Origin of the sequence: Streptomyces sp. NPDC127100, assembly GCF_042724095.1 — a bacterium.
Taxonomy (GTDB): domain Bacteria; phylum Actinomycetota; class Actinomycetes; order Streptomycetales; family Streptomycetaceae; genus Streptomyces.
In genome coordinates this window covers 174,118-185,224 of record NZ_JBHXFL010000009.1, presented here as the reverse complement: position 1 = coordinate 185,224, position 11,107 = coordinate 174,118, and the positions used below count along the sequence as shown (strand labels likewise).

The 11,107-nt window shown below is 73.5% G+C and carries 9 protein-coding genes; 8 read left to right on the top strand and 1 reads right to left on the bottom strand.

The genetic code is table 11. The annotated features are described in order from the left end of the window. The 8 genes from ACFWJB_RS12770 to asnB all read left to right on the top strand — a co-directional run. Positions 1-514 (top strand): phosphopantetheine-binding protein (locus tag ACFWJB_RS12770; protein ID WP_386922087.1); only part of this gene is annotated, 514 nt, incomplete at its 5' end. A 24-nt stretch (positions 515-538) separates the two neighbouring features. Beyond that, positions 539-1,855 (top strand): lysine N(6)-hydroxylase/L-ornithine N(5)-oxygenase family protein, encoded by a 1,317-nt coding sequence (locus tag ACFWJB_RS12765; RefSeq protein WP_386922085.1) that lies wholly within the window; start codon positions 539-541, stop codon positions 1,853-1,855. Continuing rightward, positions 1,842-2,519, top strand: coding sequence for an FMN-binding negative transcriptional regulator (locus tag ACFWJB_RS12760; RefSeq protein WP_386922083.1), 678 nt, complete (start codon positions 1,842-1,844; stop codon positions 2,517-2,519). The genes ACFWJB_RS12765 and ACFWJB_RS12760 overlap by 14 nt, the downstream gene beginning before the upstream one ends. Next, positions 2,506-4,278 carry an amino acid adenylation domain-containing protein gene (locus ACFWJB_RS12755; protein WP_386922081.1) on the top strand — a complete coding sequence of 591 codons (1,773 nt, stop codon included), beginning with the start codon at positions 2,506-2,508 and terminating at the stop codon, positions 4,276-4,278. The genes ACFWJB_RS12760 and ACFWJB_RS12755 overlap by 14 nt, the downstream gene beginning before the upstream one ends. A gap of 16 nt (positions 4,279-4,294) precedes the next feature. Beyond that, the gene (locus ACFWJB_RS12750; RefSeq protein WP_386922079.1) at positions 4,295-5,206 is read left to right on the top strand and encodes an LLM class flavin-dependent oxidoreductase; all 912 of its coding nucleotides are present in this window, start codon (positions 4,295-4,297) and stop codon (positions 5,204-5,206) included. Between the two features lie 6 nt (positions 5,207-5,212). After that, positions 5,213-6,577 carry a DUF6002 family protein gene (locus tag ACFWJB_RS12745; protein WP_386922077.1) on the top strand — a complete coding sequence of 455 codons (1,365 nt, stop codon included), beginning with the start codon at positions 5,213-5,215 and terminating at the stop codon, positions 6,575-6,577. Beyond that, entirely contained in the window at positions 6,574-7,746 is a 1,173-nt protein-coding gene (locus ACFWJB_RS12740) for a GNAT family N-acetyltransferase (RefSeq protein WP_386922075.1), read from the top strand. The genes ACFWJB_RS12745 and ACFWJB_RS12740 overlap by 4 nt, the downstream gene beginning before the upstream one ends. After that, positions 7,674-9,488 carry an asparagine synthase (glutamine-hydrolyzing) gene (gene asnB, locus ACFWJB_RS12735; protein ID WP_386922073.1) on the top strand — a complete coding sequence of 605 codons (1,815 nt, stop codon included), beginning with the start codon at positions 7,674-7,676 and terminating at the stop codon, positions 9,486-9,488. Before ACFWJB_RS12740 ends, asnB begins: the two co-directional genes overlap by 73 nt. On the opposite strand, the gene ACFWJB_RS12730 is transcribed toward asnB, so the two are convergent. Continuing rightward, entirely contained in the window at positions 9,467-11,071 is a 1,605-nt protein-coding gene (locus ACFWJB_RS12730; protein ID WP_386922071.1) for a DUF885 family protein, read from the bottom strand. The two genes, asnB and ACFWJB_RS12730, sit on opposite strands and share 22 nt — an antisense overlap. Positions 11,072-11,107 lie beyond the last annotated feature (36 nt).

The following is an 11,107-nucleotide window of genomic DNA, read 5'->3' as shown; positions in this document are numbered from 1 at the left end:
GGCCGCCGTCACGGCCCGCGCGACGGACGCCGGGGTGCGGCTGGCGGCCTACGTGTCACCGCCGGCCGGCGAGGCCGCACCCGACGCGGACGCACTGCTGGACTTCCTGCGCACCCGGCTGCCGGACCACATGGTGCCCCATGCCTGTCTCGTCCTGGACCGGCTGCCGTCCACCTCGACCGGCAAGGTCGACCGCAAGGCCCTGCCGGAGCCCCGCTTCGAGGCCGACGGACCGGCCCCGCCCCGGGACGAGACGGACCGCCGGATCGTCGCGGTGTGGCAGGAGGTCCTGGGGCGCGCGGACTTCGGGATCCGGGACAACTTCTTCGACCTGGGCGGCCACTCCCTGCTGATCCCCCAGGTCGTGCTCCGGGTCAACCGCGAGCTGGGTGTCACGTTGCCGCTGCGCGTGCTGTTCCGCTCCCAGACCGTACGGGCGCTGGCGGACGAGGTGCGCGCGGCCGGCACCGGCCGCCCGGTGACCGAGACCAGTCGTTCGGAAGTCGATGCCTGACCGCATCGCGTCGAAAGGATCAGTGTGGCTTTCGCCCCCAGCACCCGACCGGAGGTCTACGACCTGCTCGCGGTCGGCTTCGGACCGTCCAACCTGGCGCTCGCCGTCGCCGCCCGCGAACACCGGGAGGCCCTGCCGGAGGGGGACCCGCTCACCATCGGTTTCCTGGAGCGCAAACCGGCCTTCGGCTGGCACCGCGGCATGCTGCTCGACGGCGCCACCATGCAGGTCAGCTTCCTGAAGGACCTGGCCACGCTGCGCAATCCCGCCAGCCGGTTCACCTTTCTCACCTATCTGCACGAGCGGGAACGGCTGGTGGACTTCGTCAACCACAAGACGTTCTTCCCGACCCGGATCGAGTTCCACGACTACCTCGAATGGGCCGCCACCCAGGTCGCCGACCAGGTGGAGTACGGCGTCGAGGTCGTCGACGTCCGGCCGGTGTCCGCCGGCGGAGACGTGGAGTACCTCGACGTCGTGGGCCGCCGCCCGGACGCCCCGGGCGAACTCGTCGTGCGGCGCACCCGCAACCTGGTGATCGGCGCCGGCATCTCCCCCGTCCTGCCCCCGGGCGTCGAGGGTTCCGACCGCGTCTGGCACAGCTCCGAACTGCTCGACAGGCTGCCCTCGGCCGGGGACGCGCGGCGGTTCGCGGTCGTCGGGGCCGGACAGTCCGGCGCCGAGGTGACCGCCCATCTCCACGACCGGTTCCCCGACGCCGAGGTCCACGCGGTGTTCACCCGCTACGGCTACAGCCCGGCGGACGACTCGCCCTTCGCCAACCGGGTCTTCGACCCGGGCGCCGTGGACGACTTCCACCGGGCTCCCGCCGCGGTCAAGGAGATGTTCTACGCCTACCACTCCAACACCAACTACTCGGTGGTCGACCTGGAGCTCATCGAGGACCTGTACCGCCGCGTCTACGCCGAGCGCGTCCGGGGCGACTCCCGGCTGCGCATCCACCACATGGCGCGGATGGCGCACGTGGTGACCAAACCCGACCACGCCCTGCTGACCGTCGAGACGCTCCTCGACGGACGGCAGCACGACCTGGAGGTCGACGTCGTCGTCTGCGCCACCGGGTACGAGCCGATGGACCCGGCGGCGATCCTCGGCGAGACGGCCGGGTTGTGCGCGCGCACCGACGACGGCCGGTTCCGGGTCGAGCGCGACTACCGCGTGACCACCGGCGAGCACGTCCGCTGCGGGATCTACCTGCAGGGCGGGACCGAGCACACCCATGGCATCTCCTCGTCACTCCTGTCGACGGCCGCCGTACGGGCCGGCGAGATCGTCGACTCGGTGGCACGCGGAAGGGCGGCCGACCGTGTTCGTACCTGAGGCGTTCGCACCACCGGAACCCGGCTGGATCACCGAGCTGATCCGTGGCTTCCCCCTCGCCACCCTCGTCACCCACGGCCCGCGCCGGCCGTACGTCACCCATCTGCCGGCCCTCCTGGAGGCCGATGTCGAGGGGACCGGGGAGGCGCCGGCCGACCTGGTCGGCACCCGGATGTACGGCCACCTCAACCGGGCCAATCCGCACTGGGAGGGGCTGGCCGGGCCCTCGGAGGCGGTCCTGGTCTTCCAGGGGCCCCACGGCTACGTCTCACCGACCGTCTACCGCGCCGAGCCCGCCGCGCCGACGTGGAACTTCACCGCCGTCCACGTGCAGGGCACGCTGCGCCGCATCGAGTCCCCGGAACGCACCCTGGAGATCGTCCGGGCCACCGTGGCGACGTACGAGCGCGAACAGGGCACGGGCTGGGACATGCGGTCGTCGCTGGGCTACTTCGACCGGTTGCTGCCGGGGGTCGGCGCGTTCGAGATCGACATCGTCTCCGTCGACGGGATGTTCAAGCTGAGCCAGGACCAGTCGCCCGAACGACGCACCCGCGTCTCCGACGCGTTCGCGCGCAGCGGCCGGGGCCTGCACGGCGAACTGGCCGCACTGATGGGCCGCCTCGGCACCCCACCACGGGAGGGCACCGATGGACCTCGTTGACCGCTTCCACCGGCAGGTGGCGCTCACCCCTGACGCCGTCGCCCTCGTCGACGACGGCCACCGCACCACGTACCGCGAACTGGACGAAGGGGCGAACCGGCTGGCCCACCGGCTGCGGGCGCACGGCATCGGGAACGAGGCCGTCGTCGGATCGCACCTCCCGCGCGGCCGGGAGGCGATCACCGGACTGCTGGCGATCATGAAGGCGGGTGGCGTCTACCTGCCGCTCGACCGGGCGCACCCGCACGACAGGCTGGAGTACATGGTCGCCGTCTCCGGTGCCCGGCTCGTCCTGGGCGCGGCCGGGTTCGGCGTGCCGGCCCTGCTGCCCGGCCCCGAGACCGACGCCCTGCCGGCCACCGCGCCCGAGCGCCCCTCGTCACCCGACGGCCTGCTCTGCGTGATCTTCACCTCGGGCTCCATGGGACGCCCCAAGGGCATCGGCCTGCCGTCACGGACGATCGAGAACGTCGCCGACTGGGCCATGCGCGTCCCCGGCCCCCGCGTCTGCGCCCAGTTCTGCTCGCTGGGATTCGACATGTCCCTCCAGGAGGTCTTCGGCACCCTGCTCGCAGGCGGCCGCCTCGTCACGGTGGACGAGGAACGGCGCACGGACCCCTTCCTGCTGCTGGACCTGCTGGAACGTGAACGGGTCGAACGGCTCTACCTGTCGCCGAGCTTCCTGCGGCAGCTCGCCGGCGCCCACCTGAGCCGGCCCGGCCGCCCCCGGCTCGCCCTGCGCGAGGTGATCGCGGCGGGCGAGGTGCTGCGGGTCACCGACGAGGTGCGCCGGTTCCTCACCGAGACCGGGGCGGCGCTGGAGAACCAGTACGGGCCCTCGGAGACCCACCAGGCGACGGCCAACCCCCTGCCGGGGCGACCGGCGGACTGGGCCGCCGCTCCCGCCCTGGGCGGTCCGATCCCGAATGCGACGGTCCATCTCCTCGACGAGCGGCTGCGCCCCGTCGACGAGGGCGAGGTGTACATCGGCGGGCGTGGCGTCGCCCGTGGCTACGTCGGGCAGCCCGGGCCGACCGCGGAGCGGTTCGTTCCCGACCCCTTCGCCGGCCGGCCCGGCTCCCGCATGTACCGCACCGGCGACCGGGCTCGCCGCACCGCCGCCGGCCTGGAGTTCCTCGGCCGGTACGACGACCAGGTCAAGGTGCGCGGCTTCCGGGTGGAACCCGCCGAGGCCGAAGCGGTCCTCGCCGGGCACCCGGAGGTGCGCGAGGCCGCGGTGGTCGCGCGCCGCACCCCGGACGGGTCGTGGCGGCTGGACGGCTACGCGGCCGGCTCCGCGGACTCCGCGGCGCTGCGCGCCTACGTGGCGGAACGGCTGCCCGACTACCTGGTCCCGGCGACGATCCAGCGGCTGGACCGCCTGCCGCTCAACCAGAACGGCAAGGTCGACCGGGCGGCACTGCCCGCACCCGGCAGCCGGGAACCCGACACGCCGTACACCGCGCCGGGCAACGACCAGGAACGCATCCTGTGCGCGGTCTTCGCCGAGGTGCTCGGCGTCGAACGGGTCGGGGTCGACGACGAGTTCACGGAGCTGGGCGGCAACTCGCTGGCCGCCGCGCGCGTCGCCACCCGGATCCTCACCGAGTTCCAGGTACGGCTGCCGGTGAGTCTGGTGTTCCGCGAGGCGACCGTGCGCCGGCTGGCCCGGGCCGTCGAGGACGCGGTCATCGAGGAGATCCGCATGCTGGACGCGGCGGAGATCGAGGCCCTGGCGGTACCGGGGGAGGACACATGACGGACCGGAGGCGGTGATGCGCGTCGGAGTGCTGATCCTCCCGGCCGAGTCCTGGAGCGTGTCCGCCCCGTACTGGCGCATGGCCGAGGAGATGGGCTTCGACCACGCCTGGACGCACGACCACCTCGCGTGGCGGGACCTGATGGACCGCCCCTGGTTCGCCGCCCTGCCCACCCTCGCGGCGGCGGCCGGGGTGACCCGGACCCTGCGGCTGGGCACCCTCGTCTGCACACCCAACTACCGGCACCCGGTCACCCTCGCCAAGGAGGCCGTCGCCCTGGACGACCTCTCCGAGGGGCGGATGATCCTCGGCCTGGGCGCCGGAGTGGACGGTCCCGACGCCCGGGTGCTCGGCGAGCCGGCGGTGGACGCGCCCACCCGAACGGCCCGCTTCGCCGAGTTCACCGACCTGACCGACCGTCTGCTCCGGCAGGACGTCACGGACTTCGAAGGCCGCTTCTACCGCGCCGACGGGGCCCGGATGCACCCCGGTTGCCGGCAGCGCCCACGGCTGCCGCTCGCCGTCGCCGCCACCGGTCCGCGCGCCATGCGCACGGCCGCCCGCCACGCGGACGTCTGGATCACCAACGGCACCTCGCCGCACCCGGGGCTGCGCGCCGCCACCGTGGACTCGGCCGTCGTGCGGCATCAGTTGGAGCGGTTCGACGAGGCGTGCGCGCGGGTCGGCCGCGACCCGGCCGGAGTCGCACGGCTCGTCTACCACGGCGACCGCACGCACTCCGCGCTGCGATCGGCCGGCGCGTTCGCCGAACTCGCGGGGCGCTACGCCGAACTGGGCGTGACCGACCTGGTCGTCCCCTTCCCCCGGACGGAGCCGCCGCACCAGGCCGACCTCTCCGTCCTCGAGCGAGTCGCCACCGACATCCTGCCCGCGCTGCAGGCGCGTCAGAACCGAACAGAAGGGTAAGCCCCCGTGTCCGACGCCCACCCGGAACACATCGGCACCGTGCGCAACGCACTGGCCCGCCACCACGCCGGCCTCCAGGCCGCCGCACGGCGCCTGACGGCACTGCGGGATGCCTCCGCGCCTCTGCCGGTGCCGCTGGCGCTGCCGGAACCCGACGAGGTGTCCCGCCGTTTCACGGACGTCACCGACGTCGCCCTCACCCGGCTCGCCGAGGACCTGTACCTACTGGACCTGATGCGCAGCCCCGGTACCCGTACCACCAAGACCTTCGCCTCGCTGACCATGGTCGCCCGTGCCGTGGACCACGTCCGGCGCACCGGTGAGCGCATCGTCTTCCTCACCCCCACCTCCGGCAACAAGGGCAGTGCCCTGCGCGACGCCGTCGCCCGGGCCTACGCCACCGGATTCGCCCGCCCCGAGGAACTCCGCGTGGTGATGGTCGCGCCCTCCGCGTCGACGGCCAAGCTGCGCGGCGGCCCGCTGTCCGAGGACTCCGCCCTGCGCGCGGCCAACCCGGTGGCCCTGGCCGACGTCGACACCCCGGCCGGGGTGAAGGACCTCGCCAGGGAGGTCGTCGACCAGTACGCCGAGGAGGCCCTGGCCGGCACCGGGTTCCGCTGCTGGTACACCCTCGACCTGGACAACTACCGGGTGGCCGACTCCGTACGCGCCTTCGCCGAGGCCGAACTCCTGCCGCTCCTCCCGGACTCCCCGCCCCGCTGGCACGCGCACGCGGTCTCCAGCGGATACGGACTGCTCGGCTACCACCTCGGCCACCAGGTGCTCACCGACGGCCTGCACCCGGGCCTGCCGGCTCCCGCCCGGCACCCGGGATTCTTCCTCGTCCAGCAACTCGCGACGGCCGACATGGTCGTCAGCACCCTCGGCAGGGAAGTGCCCCGCTACACCCACGACCCCGCCGCCGCGCTGTGGCGCCAGAGCGGCGACCCGGCGTTCCCCGCCGTCACGGACGACCCGGCCGAGGTCCTCGACCCCACCTTCTACACCAAGAGGCCGGTCACCTCCCGCGACATCGATCCGCTGATAGCGCGCCACGGCGGCGGCGGAGTCGTGGTGTCCCGGCGTGAGTGCCTCGACCGGCTGGACCGGGTCCGGGACCTCGCCGCCGGGGCGGGCGTGACCATCGACGGCGACCCCGCGCGCATCCGCGAATGGTCCCTGATCAAGGTGCTCACCGGCGTCCTGATCGCCCGCGAACGCGGCCTGGTCCCGCCCGGCACCCAGATCGTCGCCCACGCGTCCGGCTACTACACCGACGAGACGGTTCCCCCGCTCGCCGTGGAGCACACCGAACCCGTACGCACCGCACAGGAGCTGGCGAAGGTGCTCACCGCCTCGGTCGGCGCATGAGCGTGGCCGCGGAAGGGCGCTACCGCTGGCACAACAGCACCGACCCGCGGCTGGTGCGGCTGCACCACGCCGTCGACACGCTCACCACCCTCCGCCCCAGGGTGACGGTCTCGTACCCCGAGGACGGCACGCTCACCGTCGCGTACGCCGGACTCGACGCCGGGCTCGACCACGTACTGCCCTTCCTGGAGCAGCGGCGCGGCCCCACCGCGCTGCGGGAGGAGCGGCGCACCACCTGGGCGCGGCTCGCCGCCCACGGTGTGCCGGAGGCGGACCTGCTCGCCGTGGGCTGCCCGGCGGGACGCACGTTCCGGCCGCCGGCCCGGCAGCCCACGGTCGTCGCCCCCTTCCGCATCGGTCTGGTGGTGCCCCTGGACACCGACCGCACGGCCGTCCCGGCCCGTCTCTCCCGCAAGTCCCGCCAGCAGTACCAGCGCGAGCAGCGGACTCTCGACCGTACTCTCGAAGTGGGCACCACCAGGGTGGACTTCGCCTTCTTCTACGACCGCATGCACCGCCCGACCATGCTCCGCAGACACGGCGCGGCCACCCGCTCCGTGCCGCGGGAGACCGCCTGGCAGAGCCTCTTCCGGCACGGTGTGCTCTTCTTCCTGCGCGAGCGGGGCGAGCGGGTCGCCGGGATGCTGTGCAGGCTGGAGCCCGGCACGCTCGTCCTGCGGCTGGCCGGGGTGCTCGACGGCTCCGCGGAGCGTTACCGCTCCGGCACGTACATCGCGCTGTACGTCGCCATCCTGGAGTGGGCACAGCGGGAGGGGCTGCGCCGGGTCGACCTGTCCGGCGCCGAGCCCTTCCTCAGCAAGGGCATCGTCCAGTTCAAACGCAAGCTGCACCCGCACGTGGCGTCGCCCGCGACGCACTTCACGGGCAAGCGGTTGTGGCTCTGGGTGCGCCGGGACACTCCCGCCGTGCGGGATTTCCTCGTCGCCAATCCCGTTCTGGCGCAGGAGCGGGGCGGGCTGCGCGCCACGTACTTCCACGACAGCCACCGGGCGCCGCGGACGGACCTGCGCTGGGAGACCAGCGGTGTCGTGGGCGCCACTCGGGTCGATCTCGACGATTTCCTGACGGGAGTGCCATGTGCGGTATCACGGGCTGGGTCGACTTCACCCGGGACCTCAGGCTGGAGCGGCCGACCGTCGAGGCCATGACCGCCACCCTCGGCCGGCGCGGTCCCGACGCCTCCGGAACCTGGTTCTCCCCGCACGCCGCGATCGGCCACCGCAGGCTCTCGGTGCTCGACCTCGACGGCGGTCGCCAGCCGATGGAGGCCGTCCGCGCCCCGGACCGCCCGCCCGTCGTCCTCACCTACAGCGGTGAGGTCTACAACTACCGTGAGCTGCGGCGGGTGCTGACCTCGCGCGGGCACCGGTTCACCACCGAGTCCGACACCGAGGTGGTCCTGCGCGCCTACCTGGAGTGGGGGGCCGGCTTCGTCGACCACCTCGTCGGGATGTACGCGCTGGGCATCTGGGACGCCGAGCGCGAGGAGCTGCTGCTCGTCCGCGACCGGCTCGGCGTCAAGCCCCTCTACTACCACCCGCGGCCGGGCGGCGTGCTGTTCGCCTCGGAGCCCAAGGCCGTACTCGCCAACCCGCTGTTCCGCGCGCGGACCCGGCTCGAGGCGCTGCCCGTCCTGTTCAACCCCCGGCTGCTGATGCCCGGGGAGACCCCGCTGAGCGACCTGTACCAGGTCCCGCCCGGCCATCTCGTCCGGGTCGACCGCTCCGGGGTGCACACCTCCCCCTACTGGCGGCTCGTCGCCCACGAGCACACCGACGACGAGGCCACGACCGTCGCCCGCGTCCGCGACCTGCTGACCCGCATCGTCTCGGAACAGATGGTCGCCGACGTCCCCCGCTGCACCCTGCTGTCCGGCGGTCTCGACTCCAGCGCGCTCACCGCGCTCGCGGCCGTCGGCAACCCCGGGCTCACCTCCTACTCCATGGAGTTCGAGGACGCCGACTCGGACTTCCGGCCCACTCCCCTGCGACCGGAACGCGACGCGCCGTACGCCCACGCCGCCGCCAAGCACATCGGCACCGAGCACATCGAGGTGCTGATCGACCCCGCCCGGCTGCCGGACGCCGTACCGGCCGCGCTCGCCGCGCGCGACCTGCCGAGCCTGGGCCAGTTCGACGCCTCGATGTACCTCCTGTTCGCACGCGTCCGGGAGCGCTTCACCGTCGCGCTGTCCGGGGAGGCGGCGGACGAGGTGTTCGGCGGCTACCCGTGGTTCTTCGACCCCGCCACCGTCCGGGGCGACACCTTCCCGTGGCTGGGCAACGGCCCCCGCCTCACCGACTGCCTGGCCCCGGACGTCCGCGCCCGGGTGCGGCCGGAGGACGACGAACACGACCGCTACGCCACCCTCGTCGCCCGCGCGCCCCGCCTGGACGGCGAGACGGGGCTCGAGGCCCGCATGCGCGAGGTGCTGTACCTCAGCCTCCAGGGCCCGCTCACCTACCTCCTGGACCGCAAGGACCGGATGAGCATGGCCGTCGGCCTGGAGGTGCGGGTGCCCTTCTGCGACCACCGGCTCCTGGAGTACGTCTGGAACGTGCCCTGGAAGACGAAGACCGGGGACGGCCGCGAGAAGAGCGTGCTGCGCGCCGCCGTCGCCGGCCTGCTGCCCACCGAGGTACTCGACCGCCGCAAGAGCGCCTACCCCGCGACCTTCGCGCCCGCGTACGGGGAGCGGGTCCGGGCCGAACTCGACGCGTTGCTGTCCGACCCGGACTCCCCCCTGGCCGGCCTGCTGGACGCCGGGGCGATCCGACGTCTCGGGGCGCGCAGGGGCCCCCTGATGGCCGTCGCCGACACGCTCCACCTGCTGCTGCCGCTGATCGAAGTGGACCGCTGGATGCAGGCCTACGACGTCGCGCTGGAGTGACCGGCGAGGAGGTCCGCCCGGTCGAGGTGGTCACGCCGGCCGAGCAGCTCCCACCGCCGCAGCGCCAGGGGCACGTTCCCCTCCTGCCACAGGCGGCGGTGGAAGTCGGCGAAGTCGGCGCCGGCCGGCAGCTCCGCGATCAACTCGTTGATCTGCAGCTTCCCGACCTGGTAGCTGAGTGCCTGCCCGGGGTTGCCGGCGAAGAACACCGCCTCCTCCCAGGCGGTCCGGCGGTCCGCCAGCACCACGTCCAGCCGCTCGGCCGCCTCCTCGATGGTCAGCTCGCCCGTGGCCAGGCCGATGTCGACCTCCGCGCGCAGTGCCCGCAGCCGGAGGAATCCGACGATCGTCAGGGCGCTGTGCGGGGCGTCGTCGAACAACCCCGCCGACAGCAGCAGCTCCTCCTGGTGGAAGGCGACGCCCTCGTTCGGCGTCGAGTCGTAGAAGTGCCGGCGCACCGGGTCGGGATGCCGCCACGACAGCGCGAGCTGCTGGGCGTGCACCCCCTCGTGGCAGATGCCGAGCCGGGGGTCGAGCGCGTCCGCGTACGGGAAGTACGGCAGGTCGGGGCGTGGTTCCGGGACGTACCGCACGGCGTCCTGCCCGGGTCGTTCCCTGGAGGTGAGGTCGTCGCACACCCCCAGCCAGGTGAGTGGCGCCAGGTAGGCGGGCATCGGCACGAACCGGTAGCGGCGCAGGTCCTGCGGATCGCGGAACAGCCCGCGTTCGGCGAGGAAGGCGCGCATCTCCCGCTCGGCCGCCTCCTGCCGGGCCACCTGGTGGCCGACGGTGGCCGGCAGACGGGCCGGCGGCAGGTCGCGGTGCCGTGCGCGCAGCGCCTTCTCCAGGACCGCGGCCCGGTCCCACTCCTGCCGCGCCATCGCGCGGATGCGCTCGGGACGGTACGGCAGCAGCGCCACCCGGTGCAGCAGCAGGTCCAGGTCGTCCACGCGGGTGTCCGGCGCGAAGCCGGCCTGTGCGTCGGCGAGCCAGCGGCGGTAGTCGGCCAGTGCCCGTGCGGCCGTCTCCGTCGCCTCGGGCAGTGCGCGCGCCACGTCCGGGGACAGCAGGTGCGGCGCGAGTGCCCGCATGGCCTCGGTCAGCCGTTCCCCGGCGCGGTCGAGAGCGCGGACGGCCGACCGGGCGAACGGCCGCGCCGCGTGTCCCGCGAGGTTCTCCCGGGCGTGCCGCAGCGTCTCGGGCACCCGCCGCAGATGGCGCAGGACCGCCTCGGCCCGCTCCCCGGCGAACGCCCGCCTGTCGAGCAGGACCTCGTACAGCGGTACCAGCGCCTGGTCGACGTAGAAGCACGGATTGCGCTGCCAGCCCCGCAGGTGGTCGAGCTCCCAGCGCACTCGCGCCAGCGCCGACCCGAGCAGCCGGGTGTTCACCCCGTCCGGAGCCCCGTGCAGAGCCTCCTCGAACTCCCGGAGTCTGCGGCCCCGTTCCCGTACGGCCTCGGCGGACCAGTCGGCCACCCACCCCGGGGGCCGCTCCACCCGCGGCAGGTCGTCGCCCGAGTCGGGTCGGGTCTCCTCCCGCCAGGCCCAGAACTTCTCCGCCAGGGCGGTCGTCTCGTCCACGGTGGCCCCTCACGTCATGGGGGTCATGCCTCCCCG

Bases quoted from the DNA above. Each gene is read 5' to 3' on its own strand.
- ACFWJB_RS12750 (WP_386922079.1), top strand. From the start codon at position 4,295: ATGCGCGTCGGAGTGCTGATCCTCCCGGCCGAGTCCTGGAGCGTGTCC.
- ACFWJB_RS12755 (WP_386922081.1), top strand. From the start codon at position 2,506: ATGGACCTCGTTGACCGCTTCCACCGGCAGGTGGCGCTCACCCCTGAC.
- ACFWJB_RS12740 (WP_386922075.1), top strand. From the start codon at position 6,574: ATGAGCGTGGCCGCGGAAGGGCGCTACCGCTGGCACAACAGCACCGAC.
- asnB (WP_386922073.1), top strand. From the start codon at position 7,674: ATGTGCGGTATCACGGGCTGGGTCGACTTCACCCGGGACCTCAGGCTG.